The sequence below is a fragment of the Mycobacterium sp. Soil_C_30 genome, assembly GCF_057656995.1.
In genome coordinates this window covers 113,051-137,425 of the sequence record NZ_JBDGJH010000020.1, presented here as the reverse complement: position 1 = coordinate 137,425, position 24,375 = coordinate 113,051, and the positions used below count along the sequence as shown (strand labels likewise).

23 protein-coding genes are annotated in these 24,375 nt (G+C 66.9%); 11 read left to right on the top strand and 12 right to left on the bottom strand.

The window, feature by feature from the left end:
- The first annotated feature begins 211 nt into the window (after window positions 1-211).
- Window positions 212-2,533, top strand: coding sequence for an arylsulfatase (locus AC3A6P_RS28390; RefSeq protein WP_487695598.1), 2,322 nt, complete (start codon window positions 212-214; stop codon window positions 2,531-2,533).
- 3 nt (window positions 2,534-2,536) lie between these two features.
- Here the strand turns inward: AC3A6P_RS28390 and AC3A6P_RS28385 are convergent, their stop codons facing one another.
- The 6 genes from AC3A6P_RS28385 to AC3A6P_RS28360 form a co-directional block, all read right to left on the bottom strand.
- Window positions 2,537-3,853 carry an APC family permease gene (locus AC3A6P_RS28385; RefSeq protein WP_487695597.1) on the bottom strand — a complete coding sequence of 439 codons (1,317 nt, stop codon included), beginning with the start codon at window positions 3,851-3,853 and terminating at the stop codon, window positions 2,537-2,539.
- Window positions 3,850-5,217, bottom strand: coding sequence for an aldehyde dehydrogenase family protein (locus AC3A6P_RS28380; protein WP_487695595.1), 1,368 nt, complete (start codon window positions 5,215-5,217; stop codon window positions 3,850-3,852). Before AC3A6P_RS28380 ends, AC3A6P_RS28385 begins: the two co-directional genes overlap by 4 nt.
- Before the next feature lie 37 nt (window positions 5,218-5,254).
- Window positions 5,255-6,244, bottom strand: a complete 990-nt coding sequence (locus AC3A6P_RS28375; protein WP_487695594.1) for an NAD-dependent epimerase/dehydratase family protein — start codon at window positions 6,242-6,244, stop codon at window positions 5,255-5,257.
- A 56-nt stretch (window positions 6,245-6,300) separates the two neighbouring features.
- Window positions 6,301-6,579: a hypothetical protein gene (locus AC3A6P_RS28370; RefSeq protein WP_487695592.1), complete on the bottom strand. Its 279-nt coding sequence runs from the start codon at window positions 6,577-6,579 to the stop codon at window positions 6,301-6,303.
- Window positions 6,580-6,652: 73 nt separating this feature from the next.
- Complete coding sequence (locus AC3A6P_RS28365) at window positions 6,653-7,042, bottom strand: SRPBCC family protein (protein ID WP_487695590.1); 390 nt, start codon at window positions 7,040-7,042, stop codon at window positions 6,653-6,655.
- 16 nt (window positions 7,043-7,058) lie between these two features.
- Window positions 7,059-7,619 carry a TetR/AcrR family transcriptional regulator gene (locus AC3A6P_RS28360; protein WP_487695589.1) on the bottom strand — a complete coding sequence of 187 codons (561 nt, stop codon included), beginning with the start codon at window positions 7,617-7,619 and terminating at the stop codon, window positions 7,059-7,061.
- Between the two features lie 90 nt (window positions 7,620-7,709).
- Between AC3A6P_RS28360 and AC3A6P_RS28355 the strand changes: the two genes are divergently transcribed.
- Window positions 7,710-8,120, top strand: a complete 411-nt coding sequence (locus AC3A6P_RS28355) for a hypothetical protein (protein WP_487695587.1) — start codon at window positions 7,710-7,712, stop codon at window positions 8,118-8,120.
- A complete protein-coding gene (locus AC3A6P_RS28350) occupies window positions 8,117-9,589 on the top strand; it encodes an FAD-dependent oxidoreductase (protein WP_487695585.1) in 1,473 nt (490 codons plus the stop codon). The genes AC3A6P_RS28355 and AC3A6P_RS28350 overlap by 4 nt, the downstream gene beginning before the upstream one ends.
- Here the strand turns inward: AC3A6P_RS28350 and AC3A6P_RS28345 are convergent.
- Window positions 9,586-10,023, bottom strand: a complete 438-nt coding sequence (locus tag AC3A6P_RS28345) for a VOC family protein (protein ID WP_487695583.1) — start codon at window positions 10,021-10,023, stop codon at window positions 9,586-9,588. The two genes, AC3A6P_RS28350 and AC3A6P_RS28345, sit on opposite strands and share 4 nt — an antisense overlap.
- Before the next feature lie 24 nt (window positions 10,024-10,047).
- Entirely contained in the window at window positions 10,048-11,520 is a 1,473-nt protein-coding gene (locus AC3A6P_RS28340) for a DHA2 family efflux MFS transporter permease subunit (RefSeq protein ID WP_487695582.1), read from the bottom strand.
- Window positions 11,521-11,647: 127 nt separating this feature from the next.
- Between AC3A6P_RS28340 and AC3A6P_RS28335 the strand changes: the two genes are divergently transcribed.
- The gene (locus tag AC3A6P_RS28335; protein ID WP_487695580.1) at window positions 11,648-12,247 is read left to right on the top strand and encodes a TetR family transcriptional regulator; all 600 of its coding nucleotides are present in this window, start codon (window positions 11,648-11,650) and stop codon (window positions 12,245-12,247) included.
- Window positions 12,248-12,273: 26 nt separating this feature from the next.
- On the opposite strand, the gene AC3A6P_RS28330 is transcribed toward AC3A6P_RS28335, so the two are convergent.
- Both AC3A6P_RS28330 and AC3A6P_RS28325 read right to left on the bottom strand, forming a co-directional pair.
- A complete protein-coding gene (locus tag AC3A6P_RS28330) occupies window positions 12,274-12,489 on the bottom strand; it encodes a dodecin (protein WP_487695578.1) in 216 nt (71 codons plus the stop codon).
- A gap of 9 nt (window positions 12,490-12,498) precedes the next feature.
- Window positions 12,499-13,146 carry a class I SAM-dependent methyltransferase family protein gene (locus AC3A6P_RS28325; protein ID WP_487695577.1) on the bottom strand — a complete coding sequence of 216 codons (648 nt, stop codon included), beginning with the start codon at window positions 13,144-13,146 and terminating at the stop codon, window positions 12,499-12,501.
- Window positions 13,147-13,307: 161 nt separating this feature from the next.
- Here AC3A6P_RS28325 and AC3A6P_RS28320 point away from each other — a divergent pair, with 161 nt between their 5' ends.
- From AC3A6P_RS28320 to AC3A6P_RS28290, 7 genes are all read left to right on the top strand, one after another.
- Window positions 13,308-14,276, top strand: a complete 969-nt coding sequence (locus tag AC3A6P_RS28320; RefSeq protein WP_487695575.1) for an ABC transporter permease — start codon at window positions 13,308-13,310, stop codon at window positions 14,274-14,276.
- Window positions 14,273-15,088, top strand: coding sequence for an ABC transporter permease (locus AC3A6P_RS28315; RefSeq protein WP_487695573.1), 816 nt, complete (start codon window positions 14,273-14,275; stop codon window positions 15,086-15,088). The genes AC3A6P_RS28320 and AC3A6P_RS28315 overlap by 4 nt, the downstream gene beginning before the upstream one ends.
- 4 nt (window positions 15,089-15,092) lie before the next feature.
- Window positions 15,093-16,736, top strand: coding sequence for a dipeptide ABC transporter ATP-binding protein (locus AC3A6P_RS28310; protein WP_487695571.1), 1,644 nt, complete (start codon window positions 15,093-15,095; stop codon window positions 16,734-16,736).
- The gene (locus tag AC3A6P_RS28305; protein ID WP_487695570.1) at window positions 16,733-18,265 is read left to right on the top strand and encodes an ABC transporter substrate-binding protein; all 1,533 of its coding nucleotides are present in this window, start codon (window positions 16,733-16,735) and stop codon (window positions 18,263-18,265) included. Before AC3A6P_RS28310 ends, AC3A6P_RS28305 begins: the two co-directional genes overlap by 4 nt.
- Window positions 18,266-18,277: 12 nt before the next feature.
- Window positions 18,278-19,030 (top strand): alpha/beta hydrolase family protein, encoded by a 753-nt coding sequence (locus AC3A6P_RS28300; protein WP_487695568.1) that lies wholly within the window; start codon window positions 18,278-18,280, stop codon window positions 19,028-19,030.
- A 150-nt stretch (window positions 19,031-19,180) separates the two neighbouring features.
- Window positions 19,181-19,504, top strand: a complete 324-nt coding sequence (locus AC3A6P_RS28295; RefSeq protein WP_487695566.1) for a hemophore-related protein — start codon at window positions 19,181-19,183, stop codon at window positions 19,502-19,504.
- A gap of 55 nt (window positions 19,505-19,559) precedes the next feature.
- Window positions 19,560-19,826: a DUF6480 family protein gene (locus AC3A6P_RS28290; RefSeq protein WP_487695564.1), complete on the top strand. Its 267-nt coding sequence runs from the start codon at window positions 19,560-19,562 to the stop codon at window positions 19,824-19,826.
- A gap of 38 nt (window positions 19,827-19,864) precedes the next feature.
- Here the strand turns inward: AC3A6P_RS28290 and AC3A6P_RS28285 are convergent, their stop codons facing one another.
- Both AC3A6P_RS28285 and AC3A6P_RS28280 read right to left on the bottom strand, forming a co-directional pair.
- The gene (locus AC3A6P_RS28285) at window positions 19,865-20,182 is read right to left on the bottom strand and encodes an STAS domain-containing protein (RefSeq protein ID WP_487695562.1); all 318 of its coding nucleotides are present in this window, start codon (window positions 20,180-20,182) and stop codon (window positions 19,865-19,867) included.
- Window positions 20,179-24,342 (bottom strand): SpoIIE family protein phosphatase, encoded by a 4,164-nt coding sequence (locus AC3A6P_RS28280; RefSeq protein WP_487695561.1) that lies wholly within the window; start codon window positions 24,340-24,342, stop codon window positions 20,179-20,181. Before AC3A6P_RS28280 ends, AC3A6P_RS28285 begins: the two co-directional genes overlap by 4 nt.
- Between the last annotated feature and the right edge of the window lie 33 nt (window positions 24,343-24,375).

Sequence of the window (24,375 nt, the reverse complement as noted above, 5' to 3'; positions counted from 1 at the left end):
TCTGCGCGCGGGTGATTTCCCCGCAGGTCGCCGGATCCAACAAGTCATCGAACATGTGTTCGATACTAGATCCACCCACCGACAAATCGGTGCGATGTCTCAGGGCATCGGTGACACCTCCGTCGGCAAACAACCGCTCTCACCCACACATCCGGGAAACTGCCCGACAATGAGACCCGAGCAGAGTCGCTGATCACCGCTGGGGGAAACCATGGGCAGACAGTTCGAAGGCAAGATCTCCGTCGACATTCGCGACTCGGAACCCGACTGGGGCGCCTTCCTGGACCAGAAGGCTCCGCCGGACGCCCCCAATGTGCTCGTCATCCTCTACGACGACACGGGGTGCGCAGCCTGGTCCACCTACGGCGGGCGCATCCAGATGCCGACGCTGGACCGGTTGGCCGCCAATGGACTGACCTACACGCAATGGCACACGACATCGGTCTGCTCACCTACCCGTTCCACCATGCTCACCGGACGCAACCATCATCAGAATGGTTTCGGCACCATCGCAGAGTCGGCAGCCGGGTTCCCCGGCTACTCGGGTCATATCCCCCGCGAGAATGCCACCATTGCCACGGTGCTGCGTGATGCCGGCTGGAGCACATTCTGGGTGGGCAAGAACCACAACGTCCCGGTTGATGCCTTCGACATCGGCGCGAATCGCAAACACTGGCCGCTCGGCCTGGGGTATGACCGCTTCTACGGGTTCATCGGCGGCGAAACCAATCAGTGGTATCCGGAACTCATCGAGGACAACCATTTCGTCGAACAGCCTTACCTCCCGGAGGACGGCTACCACTTCTCAAAAGACATCGCCGACAAAGCGATCGGTTTCATCCGCGACAGTAAGCAATCGCGACCGGACAAGCCGTGGTACATGTGGTACTGCCCGGGCGCCAATCATGCTCCACACCATGCCCCCCAGGACTACATCGACAAGTACAAGGGCCAATTCGACGACGGATACGAGGCCTACCGCGAGTGGGTGCTCGAGAAGATGATCGCCAAGGGGGTGCTGCCGCCGGGAACGGAGTTGACCGAGCTGAATCCGATGGCGCCGGGCACCTTCATCGAAGGTGACAGCGTACGGCCCTGGGAATCGTTGAGTGAGGACGAGCGAAAGCTGTTCTGCCGCATGGCGGAAGTGTATGCGGCGCTTTCGGAATACACCGATGTGCAGATCGGACGCGTGATCGACTATCTCGAGGAATCCGGCCAGCTGGACAACACACTGATCTTCTACTGCGCCGACAACGGCGCTTCCGGAGAGGGAAGTCCCAACGGCTCGGTCAACGAGAACCGCTTCTTCAACGGTTATCCCGACACGGTCGAGGAGAACCTGGCGATGCTCGACAAACTGGGGTCGCCCGAGACCTACAACCACTACCCCACCGGCTGGGCGGTGGCCTTCAGCACGCCCTACCGCATGTTCAAGCGCTACTCGCAGTATGCCGGAGGTACCGCCGATCCCCTGATCATCCACTGGCCCAGAGGTTTCCGATCCAAGGGTGAACTACGCGACCAGTATCACCACTGCACCGACATCGTGCCCACCATCCTCGAGTGCTGCGGACTCACGATGCCCGATATCGTCGACGGAGCACCTCAGACTCCCCTGTCGGGAGTTTCGATGCGGTACAGCTTCGACGACGCGCGCTCCGAGACACGCAAAGAAACGCAGTACTACGAAATGCTGAGCACCCGCGGGCTGTGGCACCGAGGCTGGAAGGTCTCCACCGAGCACGGCCCGATGATCGACAGGGGTCAATTCGACCAGGACCGCTGGCAACTCTTCCACACCGACGTCGACCGCTCGGAAGCACACGACCTCGCCGCAGAGAATCCGGACAAGGTCCGCGAACTCGCGGCGTTGTGGATGGCCGAAGCCGAACGCAACAATGTGCTGCCGCTCAACGACTACGGCGTGGACGGTATCCACGAGCTGGAATACAAGGTGGCACCACCCCCGGACCGTCGTTATGTTTACTACCCGGACACCAGCGAGATTCCCGAGGCATCCGGTGCGCGGACGCTGGGTTCGTCGTTCAAGATCCTCGCCGACGTCGAGTTCAGCAGCGAGACACAGGGTGTGATCGTCTCGCAGGGCTCACGTTTCGGCGGCTATTCGTTGTTCGTCAAGGACGGTGACCTTCGATTCGTGTACAACTTCCTGGGCATCGCTCCCGAGCAGACGCTGGCCGTCTCCGCACCGGCGCCGGGAAGACACATCGTCGGGGTGTCATTCGACAAGATCTCGATATCGCCACAGCGCGAAACCCTGGGGACCATGACCCTGCACATCGACGACGAGGCGATCACCAGCGCTGAATTTCGCACTCAGAGCGGTCATTACGCACTAGCCGGTGAGGGGCTGGCCGTCGGCCGGGACAGCGCGGATCCGGTGTCCAGAGAGTACGCCAGTGGTTTTGCCTTCAGCGGCGGGCGAATCCACAAGGTGGTGTACGACGTCGGGGATGACACCTATGTGGACCTGGAACGCCGCCTCGGTGCAATCCTGGCGCGCGACTGAGCATCAGCTGCGCGCTTCCGGCCGGGAGGCCACCCGTGCGAGGAGGTACAGCACGGCTCCAACCCCGACGAGTATGGCGGCGAACAACCACACCTGCGCCGACTGCTGGGTCAGAAGCAGCACACACGAGAGCACACCCAGTACCGGAACGAACGTCCACACACGAAAGTGGTTGTGCTCCACCGTGTCACGACGAAGGACCAGTACCGAGACGTTGGTGGAGATGAACACGAACAGCAGGAGCAGAACCACCGTCTCGGCCAGTGTGCCCAGATCACCGATGAGCGTGAGCACCATGGCCACCCCCGTGGTGACGACAATGGCGACCCATGGTGTCCGCCGCTGTGGCAGCACGCGGCTCAACACACCGGGCAACAAACCATGTTCGGCCATGCCGTAGGTCAACCGGCTGGCCATGATCATGGTCAGCAGCGCACCGTTGGCCACCGCAACCAGGGCGATGGCACTGAACAACCAACTCGGTACGGCGACACCGGAAGCATCCACCACAGCCAGCAGCGGACCCGATGAGGCCGAGAGTTCCTCGGGCGCCAGAGCGATGGCACTGGCGACCCCCACTGCGGCGTAGACGACGCCCGCGGTGAGCAACGCCCCGAACAACGCGGCCGGATACACCCTGCTCGGATCGCGGATCTCCTCGGCAACGTTGGCCGAGGTCTCGAAGCCGACGAAGGAGTAGTAGGCGACGATCGCGCCGGCCAGGATCGCCAAGGCCGGTGTGGTGTCGTCGGGGAACTGCCCGGCCCGGCCGATGTCACCGCGTCCGCCGCCCATCATGATCGCGACCACCACGATGACGATCAGCAGGCCGCTCAGTTCGATGGCCGTCATCACGACATTGCTCTTGACCGATTCGCTGATCCCCCGCGCGTTCAGGCATGCGATCAGCGCCAGGAACACCACTGCCGCCGCGCCGGGCGGTACATCGACGAACGTGGTGAGGTATTCGCCGCTGAAAGCCAGGGCCAACCCGGCTGCGCTGGTCACTCCGGCGGCCAACATGCAGAATCCGACCAGGAACGAGATCACCGGCCGTCGGAACGCGCGTTCGGCGAACACGGCAGCACCGCCGGCTTGGGGGTACTTGGTGACGAGTTCGGCGTAGGAGCCGGCGGTGAGCAAGGCGAGCAGCAGCGCTACCAGCAGCGGCGCCCACAGCGCTCCACCCACGTCGCCCGACAGTTCGCCCATCAGCGCGTAAATTCCCGCGCCCAGGACGTCGCCGAGGATGAACAGGAACAGCAGCGGCCCGGTGATGCGGCGTTTGAGCTTGTCACCGGTCAACGTGTCTGTCGTCATGTCAGCGGCCCCGGAGGTCCCCAGTGCACGACCTTGGTCGTGGTCATCTCGTCCAGGAGTTCAGGGCCGTAGCCGTAGCCGCTGCCGCTGGCCCCGCGGGGCTGGGCGGCACCGCCGGGAGCGCCGCCGAACACCGCGTTGATCTTGACGGTGCCGACGGGCAGGCAACGCCAGGCTTCCTGCGCGCGGGCCATGTCGGCGGTCAGCACCGACGCCGACAATCCGTAACGGTCGTCGGCGGCCTCCGCGACGGCGGTCTCGAAATCGGGTGTAATGCGCATCGGCGCCACCGGCCCGAAAGTCTCCTCACGGAAGAGCAGCATCTCGGGTGTGCAGTCGGAGAGCACCGTAGGCGGGTAGAAGCTCCCCGGGCCCGGCGGGGGTTGCCCGCCGGTGAGCAGCTGGGCGCCGCGGGTGAGGGCATCGGTGACATGGCGGTGCACGTGCTCCACCTGACGTTGATCGACCAGGGGACCGATGCGCTCGGCCCAGTCGTGGGCTTCCTCCACCAGCGCTGCCGTGAAGTCCGCTGCGACGGATTCGACGACGTAGATCCGCTCGATGGACACGCAGATCTGACCCGCATTGGCGAACGATCCGAGGGCTGCCTGGTTGGCCGCCCACCGCGGATCGACACCGTCGTCCACGATGAGTGCGTCGTTACCCCCGTTCTCCAACAACGCTTTCGCACCGCGTTGCGCGCAGGCCACTGCGATGGCACGTCCGGTGACGCTGCTGCCGACATGGGCCACCACGTCGACGGCACCGTCGCCGGCCAGTCGTGCACCTACTGACGCGTCTCCGTCGACGATCTCGAGGACCCCGTCCGGCAAGTGGCCGGCCACGAGTTCGGCGAAGCGTCTGCCGGTTCTCGGGCAACGCTCACTGGGCTTGTGCACCACCGTGTTTCCGGTGGCCAACGCCGCGCCGAGGAGGCCGGCTGCCACGGCGACGGGGTCGTTCCAGGGGGTCAGCACCACGACGACACCACGCGGTTGGGGCACCATCAGGTCGGTCGCCGACCAGCCACCCTGCAGCGCGCGCCCGCGGTGCAGGGGCCCGAGTTCGGCGTACTGCACCAGGGTTGCGGCACCGGCTTCCACGCCGCCCAGCGCGTCGGCTCTGGTCTTGCCGGTCTCCCGCTCGTTCAGTTCGGCGAGCTCGTCGGACGCGGCCTTGACCACTCGGGCGGCCGCGGACAGCGCCGCACCGCGTTCGGCGGCCGGGGTGCGTGCCCAGGAGGCGGCCGCAGTCCGGGCCCGCTTGACCGCATGCGTGCAGGTAGCGGCGTCGGCGATGGGCAGCCGGGACACCGGTTCGCCGGTGCGTGGGTCACAGACCGTGAGCTCGAGTGTCGATGTCACGTCTGCGTGGTACCCACCCAGCGCCCATCGACACTGCCTAGAGCCGGCCGACCTTGCGCAGTCCCGCCGCGGTGTCGGTGATGGTTTCCGCTGGATCGCGCAAGACGATGCCGAAATCCCGTTCGGCCGGTGAATCATCGGATTCGGGCATCTGCGTGTAGTACTGCATGGCCGCAGAGTTGATCGGTGTCTCGAAGGGCAGCTGGTCACCGATGACGTCGAACACCTTGCCCACCACCCGCAGTGCGGTATCGGGTACCGGGTACACCAGCAGACCGCGATCTGCCGCCGAGCCGATCAGGGAAGCCAAGTCGCCCACCGGAATTCGTGGCCCACCGGCCATGTACCGGCGCGGGCCCTGGCCCGGCTCGAGTAGCGCCACGTGCAATGCAGCCAGGTCACGGACGTCGACCACGATCCAGGCGGCGCTGCGGCCTGGCACACCGCGCATCTTGACCGAGGCCTCGACGCCGTCGGCGGCTTCGCCGAACTGATCCCCGGCCGGCGGCCCGAGCACCATGCCGGGGTACGTGATGTTCACGGGCGCTCCGGCGTCCTGCAAACCCCGTGCGTAGGCCTCGACCAGTGCTTTCGACCGGCCGTACCCATCCGACCCACCGGCGATGGGCAGGTCGGCGTGCAGCACGTCGAGCCCGGGCCGGAAGATCGCGGTGAAACTCGAGACATGGATGATCGGGTCCAGTTTCGCTGCCACCGCCGCGCCCAGAACATTGCGCGCTCCCTCGAGATTGGTGATCAGCATCTCGTCGGCGCGGTGTGGATCTGTGGAAACCATTGCAGCACAATGGATCACCGCATCACAACCGTCCAACGCGGCCGCAGTGGACTTCGGGTCCGCGATATCGCCGACGACGTAGTCGCTGATGTCCACACCGATCTGCTCGGCGCTGGTGCGCAGCCGGTCAGGATTGCGGACCAGGAAACGCACCTGATGACCGTCGTCCTGGGCAGCCTTGGCCGTCCAGGCGCCGACGAACCCCGTCGCTCCGGTAACGAGAACCTTCACCGCTGCCTCCCTCGCATGTCCGTCGAGGTCGAACGGTATCTGACAGGTGTCGAGGTTCAGCTCGCGGGATAGTCGCGCATCAACAGATCAGCCAGGCAGTACACCGGCACGCCCAGCAACTTCTCCAGTCCCTCGGCGTATGTCCGCGCGATGGACTGTCCCTGGGCTGCTTCGAAGTCACCGCTGAGGTCGACGGCGATGCGGCAGTCGAATGTGTCGGTCGCGACTACCGCCACCTGCGAGACACCCCCGGGCACCGCAAGTGTGGCCACGGCGTCGCGCACGGTCTCCACCTTGGCCGAACTGTCCACGTACACCGCAACAAAAGACTCCACCCTGCGATCATGGCGACCCGTGGGGCATCCCGCAGCCCGCAACACGATCATTTGACGTTGATTCATCCAGCGTTTACGTGGTTGTCAGGGCCAGACCTTCGATGCGGCGCAGTGCGATCGCCAGCACGGGCAAATACGCCGGTGCCCACACCGGGGCGCTCATCCACGCCCGACAGCCACTCCCCTGGGGTTCCACCCCGTGGCGGGTGGCGGGGACCCCGGCGACTTTCCAGCCCCATACCCGGCCGGGCTCGAAACTGATGATCTCGAACGGTAGCGGCACTCCGACTGGGGTCCAGACACGTCCCCGCGCGCCGAGACGCAGGGCCGCACCGCCCTCCATCTCGGCGCCGGCCACCGTCGGGCCCCACACCGGCCAGGCGTCGAGGTCGATGAGGATCTGCCACACGGTGTCCGGCGCTGCATCGATGTGTCTACTGGTGGTCCACATGGGAGGTGGCATACCCATGTGGCTCGTTTCACGCAGCCGGGCCCGTCAGGAGCTGCCGCAGCACCGGTGTTGCCCACCGGATGAGGGTGTCGTGATCGAGGTCGGCCACCGCGGGGTTCACCAGGACGTATCGGGTGGTGGCCAGCCCGATGATGAACGCGCCGAGCAAGCCGGCCCGTTCGGCGGAATGATCCGGCGTGACGGCCGCCAGTGTGGGCGCGACCTGCGTCGCAAACACCTGACGCATGGTCTCCGCGGCCGTCTCGCTGGTCATGGCGGCGCGGAGCAGGGCCACGAACGTCGTGTCCTGTTCCCATACCGCGAAGAACCTCGACAGCAACGCCTCTGCCACGCCATCGGGTTGGACGCCGCGCAGGTCCGGAAGGTCGAGAGTGAACTCGGCGGCGGCGGCGAACAACTCCTGCTTGCTGCCGAAGTAACGGATGACCAGGGCGGCATCGATTCCGACGTCGGCGGCCACCGCGCGCAACGTGGTGCGCTCATAGCCGTCGGCGCCGAACCGTGCGCGCGCCGCCGACAGGATGTCGGCCCGGGTGGCTTCGGCATTGCGGGCGCGGGCGGCAGGCATGCACCGAGAATAAGTCACCACTCGTTGACATTGGTGAACGCCTCGCCGTACGGTCTAAGTCATCAGCCGTTGACTTGAGAGGAAGGTTCCATGAGCAGCGTCTCGGCCATCCAGATCGGGCTCGACCCCGACGTCATCGATTACTCCTCGCCGGATTTCGCCTCGTTCCCCGGACTCACGCGGGAGACTCTGCGTGCGGCCAACGACGACAACGTGAGAGGTCTGCGCGCCGCCGGCTATCAGGTCGACAACTGCCTGATCGATTTCGGCGACGCGGGCGCCGCGAAAGCCCGCGCCGCGCTGGCGGCAGCACACTACGACGCGGTGTTGATCGGTGCGGGTATCCGCCTGGTGGCCGGCAACACCCTGTTGTTCGAGGCGATCGTCAACGCCGCACACACCCTGCAGCCCCACTGCAGGTTCGTGTTCAACCGCGCTGCCGCGTCCACTCCGGATGACATCCGGCGCTGGTTCCCCACCCCGGAAGGCGCGCTGTCATGACTGAAAACGACGTCACTGAAAAAGACGTCACTGAAAAAGACGTCGTCGTCATCGGAGCAGGGCCGACGGGGTTGACGGCAGCCGGCGATCTCGCCCGGGCCGGCCGCTCGGTGGCGGTGCTCGAGCGGCGTCCATCGGCCAACCCGTCCAGTCGTGCCTTTGCCACGATGCCGAGAACACTCGAGGTGCTCGACGCGCGCGGCCTTGCCGATGACCTGCTCACCAGAGGCCGGCATGCTCGTGGCGTCAGCCTGTTCGCCGGGGCCCGGCTCGACTTGACCCACGTGGATTCGGATTACCGGTTCGTGCTCGTCACACCCCAGACCAATGTCGATGCGGCACTGTGGGATTACGCCACGGACGCGGGCGCCGACATGCACCGGGGTGTGACGGTGACGACGCTGGAACAAGAGGACGACGGCGTGACGGTGACCGCCGGCGCCCGGACCTGGCGGGCTCGGTATGCGATTGGCGCCGACGGCGCACACAGCACCGTGCGACAGCTGGTCGGTGCGGACTTCCCCGGAAAGACACTGCTCTCGTCGATCGTGCTGGCCGACGTCAAACTCGCGCGCAGTCCTGGCGGTGACGGGTTGACGCTCGGCAGCACCCGCGAGGTCTTCGGCTTCCTCGCGCCGTACGGACGCGGCGACGCCGACGGCTGTTGGTACCGCGCCATGGTGTGGGACCGCAATCACAAGATGCCCGACACCGAACCCGTGCACGACGCCGAGGTTTCCGACGTGCTCGCCCGGGCGATGGGCACCGATCACGGTGTGCTGGACATCAGCTGGCGTTCGCGATTCCACTGCGACGAACGGCAGGTGGCGCGGTATCGCCACGGGCGGGTGTTCCTGGCCGGCGACGCTGCCCACGTGCACTCCCCGATGGGCGGGCAGGGCATGAACACCGGCATCCAGGATGCGGCGAACCTGGCCTGGAAGATCGATGCGGTGCTCGCCGGTGCTCCCGAGGAACTGCTCGACAGTTACCACCACGAGCGTCACCCCGTCGGACGGCGGGTGCTGCTGCAGTCGGGCATGATGGCACGGGCGGTCACCCTGCGGCCACGCCCGGCTCGTTTCCTGCGTAACCTATTGGCGCCCAATGCTCTTCGAATCCCACTGATCCGCGATGCGGTGGCAGGTACCTTCGCCGGCACGTCATTGCGGTATGGGCGCGGCCCCGGTGACCATCACCTGGTGGGTACCCGCGCCACTCGAACCCCGCTCGTCGGCAACCGCGTCACGACCCTGCAGCGCTCCCCCGGTTTCGCACTGCTTCGCGAGCGCGGAGCTGCAGCCGTCACCGGCACCGGCATCCTGCAGGCTGAACGCGCTGACGACGGGCCCGCGGTACTGGTGCGTCCCGACGGCTATATCTGCTGGGCCGGCGCCTCCCGGGATCGTCTCGGCTGGGACGCGGTGCTGCACACGTTCGGCGCAGAACGCCGGGCCAGCCGGCGTTAATCGAGGCAGAACTCGTTGCCCTCCGGGTCGGCGAGCACGATGTGCCCGCCGTCGAGAGGCGGGGCCGGCTCGTGCCGTGTGATCCGGGTGGCGCCGAGCGCGACCAGGCGCGCGGCGAACTCCTCCAACACCGCCATCCGCTCGTCACCGTCGTGTCCCGGTGCGGCGCGCACGTCGAGGTGGATCCGGTTCTTCGCGGCCTTGCCCTCGGGCACCTTCTGGAAGAACAGACGTGGCCCTTGCCCGGTCGGGTCGATCAATGCGGAACGGTCGTTGCGCCGCTCGGCGGGAACCCCGAATGCCTCGAGCGCAGCATCCCAGGTGTCGAAACCGTTGGGTGGCGGTTGCACTCGGTAGTCGAGCACCACGGCCCAGAACTCGGCCAGTGCGGCAGGGTCGGCACAGTCGTAGGTGACCTGGATTTCGCGAGCCATCCTCGCACCCTGCCACACCGCCGTTCAGTGCAGCGCAGACAACTCGCTGGTCGCGGTCCTGGGCGGGTTCTTGACGAAGAACGAGCCGACCACCGCCACCACGGAGAGCGCAGCCGCGGCCAGGAATGCCGTGTGCACACCAGTGGCCTGGGCGGCCACCGGGTCGAGCCCGTCCCTGACCGCGGCGGCCGTGCCGGTGGACATCAAGGTGATGCACAGCGCCGTTCCCGCTGCACCGGCGAGTTGCTGGCCGGTACTGACGATGGCACTGCCGTGGGAGTACAACCGGGCCGGAAGCGAGCCCAGCGCCGAGGTCATCAGCGGGGTCAGCATCAAGGACAGCGCCGCGCACAGCGCGATGTGCACCGCGATGACACGAGTGGTCGTGCTCTGCTGATCCAGCGTGGTCATGGCCCACAACGCCGCGCTCAACGCGATGGCACCCGGAATCACCAGCGGTTTGGGGCCGTAACGATCGAACAGGCGACCCACCACCGGACCCATCACGCCGAGCACCAGACCGCCGGGGAGCAGCAGGAGGCCGGTCTGCAGGGTGTCGAGCGCCAACACGTTCTGCAGGTACAACGGCAGCAGGATCAACGTGCCGAACAAGGCCCCCATGCTGATCAACACCAACACGGTGGCGGTGGTGAAAGTGCGGGTCGCGAACGGCCGCAGGTCCATCAACGCGCTGTCGTTGCGCTGCAACCGGATCTGGCGAAGCACGAAACCGATCAGCGCCGCGACACCGAGGACGATCGGAATGACGGGCGGCATCAGGGCATGCCCTTCACTGGACTCGCCGATACTGCTCAGCCCGAAGATCAAACCGCCGAATGCCAACGCCGACAGGCTCATCGACAACACATCGAATCGCACCGCACGGGTGACACTGACGTTGCGCACCAACACGATTCCCAAGGCCAACGCCACCAGGGCGGGTGGCAGCATGACGATGAACATCCACCGCCAGCCCAGGCTGTCGAGAATGAGCCCGGACACCGTTGGTCCGATCGCCGGGGCCACCGCGATCACGATCGAGATCAGACCCATCATCCGGCCGCGCCGCGACTCGGGAACGAACGTCATGACGGTGGTCATCAGCAAGGGCAGCAGCAACGCCGTTCCCGCTGCCTGCACGATCCGGCCGAGCAACAGCACACCGAATCCCGGTGCGGCAGCGGCCAACAGCGTGCCCACCGTGAACAGTGACGCAGCCGTGACGAACACGGTGCGGGTGGTGAAGCGGTCCAGGATGGAGCCCGTCATCGGGATCACCACTGCCATCGTCAGCATGAAAGCCGTCGTCAACCACTGCCCCGTCGACGCCGTGATGTCCAATTCGACCATCAGCTTTGGCAGCGCGACTCCCATGATGGTCTCGTTGAGGATCACCAGGAACGTCGACAACAGCAGCAGCGCAATCAGCTTCGGCACCCCGGCCGGCAGCTTGTCGCTGTCTGCGGTCGCCGGGACGCTGTGTTCGTCAGCCACCACGCGTCAGCACTCCACCCACCCCAGACCCATTCGATGTACAAGACCTGCCATCATGGCACCAACACGCGCCTTGGCAGTTACTGTCAGCTACGGTAGCAGGCGGGGACCTCGACGGCAGGGGACGGGTATGGCGGACACGACGCAGGACCTACGCACACGACGACGCCTGGCCACCGAACAGGACCTGTACCACGCCGCACTGGCGCTGATGGAACGTCAAGGCTTCTCGGCCACGACGGTCGACGAGATCGTTGCCGCCGCAGGTATCTCACAGCGGACCTTCTTCCGCTACTTCGCCACCAAGGAGGACGCCGTGCTGCTCGGTTACCGCGCCCTCGACGAGGCGATCGACTCGCTGGATCTGCCGCCGGATCCCCACGGCGCACTCCAGGCGTTACTGACCTTTCACGAGCGCCAGATCGACCAACTGGCGCAGGACGAGGCCGACCGGTATGTGACCCTGCAGAGGTTGATCAGTGCCGAGCCCGCGTTGCGCGATGCCGTGGCCGCGCGCGAACTGGCGAGCATGGAACGCCTGCGGGTGCGGCTGGAAGCCCGGCTCCCCGGAGATCAACCGCTGACCAGCCGGCTCATCGCGGAGATCGCGACGGCGATTCTGCGGGTGACGTTCGACCACTGGCGCGCTCAACCGGGGTGTTCGGTCGCCGACCTGCCTGCCCTCTATCGCGACGTGCGCACCACCGCAGAAGCGCTGGCGGCACCCTGAGCACCGAAAGCCCGAGCGTGGGCGCCTCAGTCCTTCTCGTCGAGTTTGAAGCCCACCTTCAACGTCACCTGAAAGTGGCCTACCGCACCATCTTCGACGTGACCCCGAATCGAGGAAACCTCGAACCAGTCGATCCCGTGCAGCGTCTTGGACGCCCGTGAGATCGCGTTGGTGATCGCAGCGTCGACGCCGTCGCTGGAACTGCCGACGATCTCGATCACACGGTAGATGTGGTCGCTCATGGATTCCTCTCAGTGGGTGCGGGTGCGGAACCGGAACAGTCGTGCGTCCGGCTCCAAGGGTGCTGTCTCGCCGATGAAACGCTGGGTTCCCACTCCGAAGCTGAAATTCTCCTCGGAGTCGAAGGCGACCTCGTCGAAATCGTGCTCGCGGAACCATTGCCGGATCGTCGGCGTCGCATCGGGCGGGTTTCGGTGGCGGGTCCAGAGCACCGTCGCGCCCGGGCGGCTCAACTGGCGCAGGCCGCGGATGGTGTTCCTGATGTCCTCGTCATCGACATTGCCGAAGATGCCACACGCCAGCACGATATCGGCGGGAATCAGCCCCTCGTAGGCCGCCGGTATGGCGGCGTCCCCGGTGACGATCTCCACCTGGGTCAGGCCGGCCGCGCCCACGACCGCGCGGGCCCGCTCGGTGATCTCCGGATCGACCTCCACCAGACGGGCCCGGACGTCATCGCGACGCGGGTGATCCGGCAGCACACCCAACAGATCGCGTCCCTCCCCCGCGCACAGACTCACCACCCGGATGGGACCCGGAGGCGCCGCATCGAGCGCGTCGCGAAGTCGGCGTTGTACGTGTACGAGGCGGTGGGAGAGCTCGGAGGTGGGGTCGGCATAGTCGTTGTGCCATGCCGCCCAGCTGAATCCGGCGCTCATCCTGTGGTATCTCCTCCGTGGTGGTGATCCCTCTGACCCGTTCTTGTTCCTAGTACCCCCACCGGGATCAGCAACCCCCTTGAGATCAGCGGGATTCTTTCGGCGGATCCGGGTGATTCGTTCACAGAAGAGCATCGAGATGGGGGCAGACTGGACCAACTGTGACCCGATATCTCCTCAGCCGCGCCACAACGGCACTCGTGGTGCTCTTCGTGGCTTCGGTGGTCATCTTCAGCCTGCTGCAGTTCATCCCCGGCGATCCGGCGACTGCGATCCTGGCCTCCGACGCCACGCCGGAGCAGCTGGCCGCACTGCGCGCCCAGCTGGGTCTCGATCAGCCGGTGGCCGCGCAGTACTGGCATTGGCTCACCGATGTACTCACCGGGGATCTGGGCCAGTCCTTCGGGCGGGGAGGTCCCATCTCGGCGTTGGTGCGTGAAGGTCTGACCAACACGTTGGTGCTGTCGGCAGCCGCTCTGGTGATTGCGGTGGTGGCCAGTCTCGGGATCTCGATCGCCGCGGTGGTGTGGCCCAACCGGGTGGTCACGGTCCTGGTCAACGGAGCGAACACTCTCGCCGTCGCACTGCCGACCTTCGTGACCGGGGTGCTGCTGGTGCTGGTGTTCGCGCTGCTGTGGCCGGTGCTGCCGGCGATGGGCCTGCCACCGGACGGGCTGCTGGACAACCCGTGGATCACCGCTCAGTACCTGTTGTTACCGGCGGTGTGCCTGGCACTGCCGGTCGGTGCCGCACTCACCCGCTTCCTCACCGAGGCGCTGCGCACCGAACTGCGCCAGCCGTACGTGCTCACCGCGCGGGCCCTGGGAATCTCGCAGTGGCGCATCATCTCCCGGGGTGCGATGCGCAACGCCTTGCCGACGGCGGTGACGGTGCTGGGTCTGCAGACCGGCTCGCTGCTGTCCGGCGCGGTGATCGTCGAGGCGATATTCGCCTGGCCCGGTATCGGCGGCCTGCTGCAGGAAGGAATCAACCGTCGCGACTATCCGCTGGTGCAGATTCTTCTGCTGGTCTCGGTGACGATCTTCGTGATCCTTCAGCTGCTGACCGACCAGACCCACGCGTTGCTCGACCCACGCATCCGCGTCGACTCCACCAGGACCAGGGCATGACCACCCTCACCGCGCTGCGTCGCGGACAGGGCCTGGTCGGGGCGGTTCTGCTGGTACTGATCGCCGGCGCGGGTCTGCTGGCCCCCGTCCTGACGTCGGTGGATCCGCTGGCTCAACCGCCCGGAGCGGGACTGCTCAAAGCGTCGTGGGCCCACCCACTCGGAACCGACGAACTCAGCCGCGACCTCTATGCGCGGACCTTGTACGGAATCAGGACGACGCTGGAGATCATCCTCGTGGCGGTGCCGGTAGCGGCCGTGCTCGGCGCTCTGATCGGGCTGGTGTCCAGTGTGTCCGCGTTTGCCGATCAGGTGACACAACGGCTCTTCGACGTGATCCTGGCATTTCCGGCCATCATTCTCGGACTGACGCTGGCCGCGGTACTGGGACCCGGCAAGCAAGCGGTGATCGTGGTGATCATCGCCTCGGAGGTGCCGCTGTTCGGGCGCCTCATCCGGTCGCAGATCCTGCGGGTCCGGGAGTCACCGTTCGTCGAAGCCGCCGAGGTGTTCGGGGCCCGGCGCAGCTGGATACTGCGAAAACACATCCTGCCCAACAGCATCGAACCGTTGGGAGTGCAACTGGCGCTGTCGCTGTCGCTGGCGGTGTTCCTGGAGTCGGCGATGAGTTTCATCGGGATCGGTGTGCAACCACCAGAACCCTCGCTGGGAGCCATCCTGAGCGATTCGATGCGCAACTACTACCTGGTGTGGAACCCGTTGTTCGCGGTCGGTCCCCTGGTGGTCGTCGTCGGCCTGGTGCTGGGTTTCCTGCTGGTGTCGCAGGCGCTGGGACAGGCGCGCCGTGGTTGAGCACATGCTGAAGATCGACGGTCTGACCATCGATTTCGAATCCGCAGGCGGACCGCGCCGGGTGGTCTCCGGTATCGACCTCACGGTCGGGCGCGGTGAGATCGTGGCGCTGGTCGGCGAATCCGGCTCCGGCAAGTCGTTGACGGCGCTGTCGGTCCTGGGTCTGCTACCCGACGGGGCCGTTGCGGCGGGATCGGTGGAGCTCACCGGAGTCCAGGTGGTGGGCGCGCCGGCGGCCACGCTGCAGAAGCTGCGCGGAACGGCGGCGGCCATGGTGTTCCAGGAACCGCAGACTGCGCTGAACCCGGTACAGACGGTGGGACGCCAACTGCGCGAAGCGCTTCGGGCGCACGCACACAAGGCGGGTGAGAGGTTCAACCCCCGGGCCGCCGGAGCGCGGTCGATCGATTTGTTACGCCAGGTCGACCTGCCCGAACCCGAAACCCGCGTCAACTTCTATCCGCACCAACTCTCCGGTGGGCAGAAACAACGGGTGGTCATCGCCTTGGCCCTCACCGGCGAACCCGACCTGCTGATCGCCGACGAGCCCACCACCGCACTCGATGTGACGGTCCAGGCCGAGATCCTCGCACTGCTGCGGCGGTTGCGCGACGAGCGGGCCGCCGCCGTCCTGCTGATCACCCACAATCTCGGTGTGGTCGCCGACATCGCCGACCGGGTGGTGGTGCTGCGGGACGGAGACATCGTCGAACAGGCGCCCGTCGAGCAGCTGTTCGCCCACCCGCGCGACGACTACACCAGAATGCTGCTGGCCGCGGTGCCCGCGTTGCCATCGGCGGCCGAAGACCCCGGCGACGACCCCGAGCCGGCGGCAGCCGCCCTGCTGGAGCTGGCCGGTGTAGAGGTCACTTACCCAGGCCGACAAGGCAATCCGGCCTTCAACGCCCTGACCGACATCTCGTTGTCCCTCTCCGCAGGTGAGGTGCTGGGACTGGTCGGCGAGTCCGGCTCCGGCAAGACCACCGTGGGACGTGTCGCGCTGGGGCTGATCGCCCCCAGTCGAGGGGTGGTCACCTTCGACGGCCTGGATCTCGCGACGGCCAGACGCGCCGACATCCGGCGAACCCGCAAGGGCTTGGCGCTGATCCACCAGGACCCGCGCGCCTCGCTGGACCCCCGGTTCACCGTCGGCGCCTGCATCGCCGAGCCACTGGTGGTCCATGGCGACACCGGCAAGAGTGACATCGCGCGGCGCGTCGCCGAACTCCTGGACGCGGTGCGGCTACCGGCCGAATTCAGCCGCCGTAAACCGGCCGAACTGTCCGGTGGGCAGCGGCAACGGGTCGCCCTGGCACGGGCGCTGGCGCTGTCCCCTCGGCTCCTGGTCGCCGACGAACCGACCAGCGCGCTCGATGTCTCGGTACAGGCCGCGGTGCTGGACCTGTTCAACGAACTCCGGGCCCGTTATGGGTTCGCCTGCCTGTTCATCAGCCACGACCTGGCGGTGGTCAACGACGTCGCCGACCGGGTGGGTGTCCTGCGCAACGGCAGCATCGTCGAAACCGGCCACCCGTCCCAGGTCTTCACCGCGCCTCAGGCCGACTACACCCGCCGACTGGTGGCGGCGGTACCGGTCCCCGACCCGGCACTGCAACGGCAGCGCCGGAACCGCAAGGACGCCCTGTGACAACCACATTCGATCGCCGGACACTGCTGCGGCTCGCCCTCGGGGCGTCGGCCGCGGCGGCCGCCGGGTGCACCTCGGCCGTCGAACAGGCCCGGGAGGGCGACGGCGGACTCGCGCTGGGCGTGCTCAGCGACCTGGACCCCAAATCGATCTTCTCCCAGTCGATCACCTCGATGTCGATCGGCCGGCTGGTCTTCGACACCTTGACCTCCTATGACCTGTCCACCATGCAACCCCGGCCTCTGGTGGCTTCCGGGTGGGACATCCGCGACGGTGGGCGGACGGTGACGGTGCGCCTGCGCCCCGATGTGGTGTTCCACTCCGGGCGGCCGTTCACCTCCGCGGACGTGGCCTACTCGATCGCGAATCTGGCCAAGGACTCGGCGGGGTCACAGCTGCAGGCCACCGCGCAGGCGATCACCGGTGTCGACACATCGGACCCGCACATCGCGGTACTGACGCTGGCCCATCCGCTGGGGAATGTGTTCGACCTGTTCGAGTTCATGGTGCTCACCGACTCCGAGAGCGAAGCCGAGCTGCTCGCCGGCGAGGCATTTGTCGGCACGGGCCCGTTCCGCTTCGGGTCGTGGGTGCGCGGACAGCAGTCACACTGGGTGCGCAACGAGCAGTACTGGGGTGGCCCGGCCTCGATTCCCAGCGTGCGCTTGATCCGGCAGAACGAACCACTGGCTTCGCTGTGGGCAAGCCAGACCAACGTCGTGCGCGACGTGGTGGGCAACGTGGTGCGCATGTTCGACGGCAACACCCGGTTCGACACCATCCGTGAAGGCGTCTACGACGTGGCCTACTACGTGGGCGCCAACGTGCAGGATTCCTACCTGTCCAACAAGGCTGTCAGACAAGCCATTTCGTATGCGGTGGACCGCGACCGGATCACCACCGACGTATTCGCCGGTAATGCGACGTCCAGTAGTGCGCCGTGGGCACGCAGCTCGCTGGCCTTCAGTCAGTCGGCTCGCACCGCCTATCGTCGAGACCTCGATCGCGCCCGGACGCTGTTGGCCGCGGGCGGTGGGCCGCCGTCTGCACCGCTGCTGTTGAGCTATGGCACGGGGCTCGCTCCGGCACCCACCATCGCAGCGATCATCCAGAACAACCTGGCCGAGGTGGGGATCCCCGTCGTCATCGACCCGCGTGAGCAGGCGACGTTCTCGACCTTCCTGAAGTCACCGCAGCGCCAGCTGTGGATCAATCCGCACGGCTTCGGTCAGTCCGGTCCGGCGACTCTGGCCACCGGGGCGGCGCCCTTCAAACCGGCAGGCAATCTGTCCGGTTTCTCCTCGCCGCGCTACGCCGAGGCAGTGGCCCGGCTGACCGAGCTGGCCGATCCCCGCTCACCCGAGGCGATCGAGGCCTACCGCGACTACACCGACGTGTTGCTCGACGAACAGTTCATCATCGACCTGGTGATCACCGACTTCGTGACCATCAGCTCGAACCGGGTCTCGGGGCTCGGCTGGAACCTGTACAAGTATCTGATCGCCGATCGCGCCGTCGTGACGAGATGACAGGATGGGCGGGTGGCTGAGCGTGTGACGTTCCCGAGCACCACCGGACCCACGCTGGCCGGGCTGATCGACCTGCCGGAGCGCGAGGTGCGCGGTTGGGGAGTCTTCGCCCACGGCTTCACGCTCGGCAAGGACTGCCCGGCCGCGGCGCGCATCTGCAAGCAGCTCGCCGCCGAGGGCATCGGAATGTTGCGGTTCGACAATCTGGGCCTCGGCCATTCCGAGGGCGACTGGGGTGACGGGTCCTTCTCCCACAAGGTGGCCGACACGGTTCAGGCTGTGCAGTTCATGAACGACTCCGGCCGAGAGGTGCGCCTGCTTGTCGGGCATTCGTTCGGCGGGGCCGCGGTGATCGCCGCCGCACACGAGTGCCCGACGGTGGCCGCGGTGGCCAGCGTCGGGGCGCCGTACGACCCGGCGCATGTGGAACACAACTACGACGCCCTGCTGCACCGGATCGAGGAGGACGGCGAGGCGCCCTTCCTGGTGGGCGGGAAGGCGCTGACCCTCAAACGCCATTTCATCGAGGACGTCCGGGCCGCCGACCTCCGGGAGCGGATCCGCACCCTGCGCCGGGCGCTGTTGGTGATGCATTCGCCGACGGACAACACCGTCGGGATCGCCAACGCCAGTGAGATCTTCCGCACTGCCCGGCATCCCCGCAGCTTTGTCTCGCTGGAAGGCGCCGACCACCTCCTCACCGGTAAGAACCAGGCTGCCCGCGCCGCGCGGATCATCAGCGCCTGGGCTGACCCCTACCTGTGACCGCAGGGTGAGGTTCACCGGTACGGCCGTACCGAATTTCGTCCCGAGATCAGCTAACAAAGGCTGCTACCGTGGCGATAACAGTGTCAGCAGGTCAAACTCACCCCGCCAGGGGCGGCGGTTACGAAAGGTATACGGGGAATGTCTTTGATGAAGCGAATGATCGTCTGTTCCGGTGGCGCACTGATGGCCCTGGCCGCCGGTAGCGGTATCGCGGCCGCCTCACCCGATGTCGAGACGATCGTGAACTCGACCTGCACCTACCCGCAGGTGATGGCTGCGCTCAACGCCCAGTCACCCGAGGCGGCCGGCCAGTTGTCCTCGAGCCCGGTGGCCACGTCGTGGCTGCAGCAGCTCGTGGCCTCCCCGCCGGACGGACGCCGGGCGATGATCGCCCAGATCCAGGCCTACCCCGCCCTGGAGAGCTACACCGGCCTGATCAACCAGGTCGCCGGCAGCTGCTCCAACTACTGAGCGGCGCCGCTGGCGGCAGCGGTGTGAGTGCGGCCCACGAGGGTATGCGGTTTCGGTGCCCAGCGAGAACCAAGACAAGCCGCCTCCCACCGCCACACCGCCGGACCCCGATCCGGCCGCCACACCCGATCTAGAACCGGGTGGAGGCGTCACTCCCGGGTCCACACCCCCGGATTCGGCGCAGACCTCCGGGCTGGGTGAGCCCGAACCTCGTCCACGACGGAAGGTGACCGCGACCAGCGTCATCACGCTGGTCGCGGTCGTGCTTTTTGTGGCGTTGTTCGTCGCCGCCGGGATCGCGGTCATCGTCAGCATGTTCTGACGACCGGCCGCACAGCCGAGGACCGAAGAGGCGCGAGGTCAGCCCTGAGCAGGCGGCGGTTCCACTGACGTCAGGTCGGCAAGGCCGCTGATGTTGAGCACCGGGATCAGAATCGGATTGGCGATCACCCGGACGCTGCCACTGCGGTCGAACAGCACGCTGATGGCGCCGCTGTCCAGATACTCGACCGCGCTCAGGTCCACCGTGACCGGCGTCGAATCCACCGCACCGGCGATCGCGGTGTTGAGCGCCTCGGTGAATCTGCCGACATTGCTCAGGTCGATCTCTCCGGTCGCCACCACGGCGAACGTCCCATCGTCTCGACGCCTGGTGTCGAGTGACAGAGGCGTGGTCATGAGCCAATCCTCGCGTACAAGTGGACGGTCGTTCCGCCCTCGTCGGACTGAATGGACACATCATCCATGAGGGCGTGCATCAAGGTCACCCCGCGGCCCCGGGTGATGTCGGCACCCGGGCGGGCGGTCTTCCACATCCCGGTGTCGACGATGGACAGATGCAGCTGGTCGACGAACGCGCTGGCGCTCAACGTGACCAGGCCGCCCGGGCTGTTGCGGTGTCCGTGCTCGATGGCGTTGGCCACCGCCTCGCCCACCGCGATGAGAACGTTCTGGGCCTGCTCCCCTGCGATACCCGCCCGGCCCAGCCAACTCCTGAGCTCACCACGGGTGCGGGCCAGGTGGCTCACATCAGCGGGGAATCCCAGCTGCAGCGGCGCCGGCTGCCGGTAGAGCAGCATCGCGACATCGTCCTGGTAACCGCCATCGGGTGCCAGACGGTCCATGATGCGGCTGGACAGGTCCTCGAGTGCCAGCGCACGACCCTCCTGCACCAGGCCGGCGGCCCGGGTGATCCCATGGTCGAGAGGATCCCGGCGTCGCTCGACCAGCCCGTCGGTATAGAGCAGCAGCGTCGACCGTGCGGGCATCACCACACTGCCCTCCGGCCGTGACCAGTCCTGCCGGACACCGATCGGAATCGTTCGGGCATCCTCCAGCAGCGCGATCCGGCGGTCGGCATGAACCAGGATCGGCGGCGGGTGGCCCGCGCTCGAGTAGACCAGTTCGCCGGTATCCGGTGAGAGCACCGCGCAGAACGCGGTGGTGCACGCCGCACCCGGGAGCCGGGCGGCGAACCGGTCGAGCCCGGCCAGCGCGGCTGCGGGACTCGGCTGCTCCAGCAGCAGCGCCCGGCACGCACTACGCAGTTGGCCCATCACCGTCGCAGCGGTCAGACCGTGACCCACACAATCACCGACGATCAACCCGACCCGGCCATCATCGAGGTCCACCACGTCGTACCAGTCGCCACCGACCTGCAACGGGCTCGATGCCGGCTGGTACCGCACCGCAATTCCCCGGGGCAGCAAATCCGGGCCCAGCATCGCGTGCTGGAGCGCCACCGCGGTCTCGCGCTGCTGATCGAGCTGGTGCACCCGCTGCAGCCCCTGCCCCAGCCGGCCGGCCACCACCGTCAACAGCGTCTGGTCCTCGGGGCTGAGCTTGCGCGGTTCGGACAGCTGGATCCACGCCACCACCACCCCGCGCGGATGGTGCAAGGCGATTCCCGCGTAACCCGGCTCGGCGACGTACGCACTCAGCAGTTCGCCGTCGCGCAGCGCCGTGATCTGGTCGCGCACCCACGAGGGCAGCTCCGGCCATTCCGCGACCTCACCCGAACCCAGCACCACCGGGGTTTCCGCACCGGCGAACACCACTGCGAGCACGTGGTGCGCCTGCCACAGCCCGCACAGCTCCCCAGCCGCCGCGAGCAAGGCCTCGTCCACCGTATCCGCCTGCGCCAGTTGCTGATTCAGCTCGGCGAGGACAGTCTGGCGTTGCACCATGTAGTGCTCAGCGGTGACGTCGCGCAGGGTGCCGACAGTGACCTGGCGGCCGGTGTCGGGGTCGGCGGCGTGGTTGAACGTGAAGGAGACCCACAACCGGTGTCCGTCCCGGTGGGTGACTGGAACCGTGTATTCACCGTGGGGACGGCCCAACAGGCCGGCGAACGCACGGGCCACCTGCTGGTGCGCCTTCTGATCCGTCTCGGCATCCGGCCACCAGGGGTGAATCGCGGGGTACGGCAACCCTTCCGGCCCGTACCCGAGAATCTCACTGAAAGCCGCGTTCATCTCGATGACGGCGCCGTCCTCGTCGCAGACGAAGAACGCCTCCTGCAGGGATTCGACGAGCGCCGTCCGCCACCGTGCGTGATGGTTGCGCAGTCGCGCCAACTCGACGTTGGCCCGCACCCGCGCCAGCAATTCGGCTGCGGCGAAGGGCTTCACGAGGTAGTCGTCGGCGCCGGCGTGCAGGCCTTCGATCGACGCCTCCTGCCCGGCACGCGCCGACAGCAGCAGCACCGGCACCGCCGCGGTGCGCGAATCGGTGCGCAGTGCGGCCACCAACCCCAGACCGTCCAGCCGCGGCATCATGACGTCGCTGACCACGAGGTCGGGCTGGTCCGCACGGATGGTCTCGAGCGCCTCCTGTCCATCCGCGGCCAGCGACACGTCGTATCCGGCACCACCGAGCAGGCGGGCCAGGTACTCGCGCATGTCCGCGTTGTCGTCGGCGATCAGCACACGGGCCGCCGGGCCGGTTGCGCCGGCAGGTGCGTAGGTGGGATCCAGCACCTGCGGACCATCGGGGGCCGCACCGTCAACACCCGAGGGCAGCCACCGCAGCGCCTCATGCACATAAGGGTCCGCCGCCAACGACAGCGCCCTGGTGGCGCTTCCCGGCACGAGTGATCCCGGCGGCAGGTGGGCGCTGCCGAACGGCAGCCGGATGATGAACGTGGTCCCCGCGCCCTCGACGCTCTCGGCGACGATGGTGCCGCCATGCAGGTTCACCAGTTCCCTGACCAACGCCAAGCCGATCCCGCTGCCCTCGTTGGACCGGGCTCGTGCGTTCTCGATCCGGTGGAACCGTTCGAACAGCCGGGGCTGCTCGGCCAGGGGTACACCGATCCCGGTGTCCGCCACCGTGATCACAGCGTTGGCCGCGTCCCGGCGGACACTGACGGTGATGGAACCGTCGAAGGTGAACTTCAACGCGTTGGACAACAGGTTGAGCACCACCTTCTCCCACATGTCGCGGTCGAGGTACACCGGGTCGTCGAGGGGATCGCAGTCGACCACCAGCTCGAGGCCGGCGCGGTCGATCGCCGAGCGGAAGACGCTGGCCAGCTCGGCGGTCACGGCCGCCAGGTCCACGGGCTCGAAACTGGCCTGCATGCGCCCGGCCTCGATGCGGGAGAAGTCCAGCAGCGTATTGACGAGTTTGGTCAGTCTCAACCCGTTGCGCTGAACGACCTCCAGCTCTCGGCGAGCCGCCTCGTCCGTGCCGTCGACTCTGTCGAGCAGGTCGTTGACCGGGCCCATGATCAGGGTCAGCGGCGTACGGAACTCGTGGCTGATGTTGGAGAAGAAGGTGGTCTTGGCCCGGTCGAGTTCGGCGAGCTCTTCGGCGCGCCGCTGCTGGCTGCGGAAGCTGCGGGCACTGCCGATCTCGGCGGCCAGGTGGCCGGCCACCAATTCGACGAAACCCCGGTACGTCTCGTCGAGCGGGCGGTACCGGTTCAGCGCCGCCACCAGGAAACCCGCCGGCGCGGTTCCCTGCTGCAACAGCGGAACCATCAACGCCTGCAAGGGTGGTTCGTCCCACTCGCCTGAGGGCAGCTCGGTGAACAGTTCACCGTCGAGGTCCACCACCACACTCTCACCGTGCCTGACCGCCTCGACCGGCCAGGGGTCGGCGTCCCCGGAGGCCAGCAGTTCGGGCGCTGCCGGGTGGCCGGCTGCGATACCGCTGGCGGCCGCGAGTCGGGCGCCCTCGTCGTCGAACAGGTAGGTCAAGGTGAAGGGAAGGTCGCGCAGATTGAGCCCGAGCCGCCGCGCCGCCGCGGCGAGCATCTCCTCTTCGGAGATCATCACGCTGGGTTCGGCGCCCAGGTCCCGCAGCGTGGTCATCCGGCGCTCGCTGATGACCCGCTCGGTGTCCTCGCTGACCACGCAGAGGAAACCCACCACCTGCCCGGCGTCGTCGCGTAACGGGCTGTAGGAGAAAGTGTGGTAGGACTCCTCGGTGTATCCCGAGCGCTGCAGGAACAGCAGTAGCGCGGCATCCCAGGTGGCTTGCTCGGTGGCCAGCACCCGTTCGATGCGCGGACCGATGTCACCCCAGATCTCGGCCCAGACCTCCCGGGCCGGCCGGCCCAGCGCCCACGGATACTTGCTGGCCAGGGTGTCCCGCCGGTAGGCGTCGTTGCAGAAGAACGTGAGCTCCGGCCCCCACGCCATCCACATGGAGAACCGCGACGACAACAGGATGCTGACGGCGGTCTGCAGACTCTGCGGCCATTGCGCCGGCGGCCCGAGCGGCGTCTGCGCCCAGTCCACCCGGGCAAGGTCGCCGCCGACTGCGGGGTCGGCACCGAACACCGCAGCATCGGTCGGGCTCGACGGCAGCGGATCAGTCCCCGCTGAGCTCACCTGGCCATCCTCTCGGGGAAGCGTCTGGACTCT

What these genes read in the sequence shown, in the direction of transcription:
- AC3A6P_RS28365 (WP_487695590.1), bottom strand. Translation starts at nt 7,042, where the DNA reads ATGCCACCTCCCATGTGGACCACCAGTAGACACATCGATGCAGCGCCG.
- AC3A6P_RS28335 (WP_487695580.1), top strand. Translation starts at nt 11,648, where the DNA reads ATGGCGGACACGACGCAGGACCTACGCACACGACGACGCCTGGCCACC.
- AC3A6P_RS28385 (WP_487695597.1), bottom strand. Translation starts at nt 3,853, where the DNA reads ATGACGACAGACACGTTGACCGGTGACAAGCTCAAACGCCGCATCACC.
- AC3A6P_RS28330 (WP_487695578.1), bottom strand. Translation starts at nt 12,489, where the DNA reads ATGAGCGACCACATCTACCGTGTGATCGAGATCGTCGGCAGTTCCAGC.
- AC3A6P_RS28345 (WP_487695583.1), bottom strand. Translation starts at nt 10,023, where the DNA reads ATGGCTCGCGAAATCCAGGTCACCTACGACTGTGCCGACCCTGCCGCA.
- AC3A6P_RS28315 (WP_487695573.1), top strand. Translation starts at nt 14,273, where the DNA reads ATGACCACCCTCACCGCGCTGCGTCGCGGACAGGGCCTGGTCGGGGCG.
- AC3A6P_RS28325 (WP_487695577.1), bottom strand. Translation starts at nt 13,146, where the DNA reads ATGAGCGCCGGATTCAGCTGGGCGGCATGGCACAACGACTATGCCGAC.
- AC3A6P_RS28355 (WP_487695587.1), top strand. Translation starts at nt 7,710, where the DNA reads ATGAGCAGCGTCTCGGCCATCCAGATCGGGCTCGACCCCGACGTCATC.
- AC3A6P_RS28310 (WP_487695571.1), top strand. Translation starts at nt 15,093, where the DNA reads ATGCTGAAGATCGACGGTCTGACCATCGATTTCGAATCCGCAGGCGGA.
- AC3A6P_RS28285 (WP_487695562.1), bottom strand. Translation starts at nt 20,182, where the DNA reads ATGACCACGCCTCTGTCACTCGACACCAGGCGTCGAGACGATGGGACG.
- AC3A6P_RS28350 (WP_487695585.1), top strand. Translation starts at nt 8,117, where the DNA reads ATGACTGAAAACGACGTCACTGAAAAAGACGTCACTGAAAAAGACGTC.
- AC3A6P_RS28295 (WP_487695566.1), top strand. Translation starts at nt 19,181, where the DNA reads ATGAAGCGAATGATCGTCTGTTCCGGTGGCGCACTGATGGCCCTGGCC.
- AC3A6P_RS28390 (WP_487695598.1), top strand. Translation starts at nt 212, where the DNA reads ATGGGCAGACAGTTCGAAGGCAAGATCTCCGTCGACATTCGCGACTCG.
- AC3A6P_RS28360 (WP_487695589.1), bottom strand. Translation starts at nt 7,619, where the DNA reads ATGCCTGCCGCCCGCGCCCGCAATGCCGAAGCCACCCGGGCCGACATC.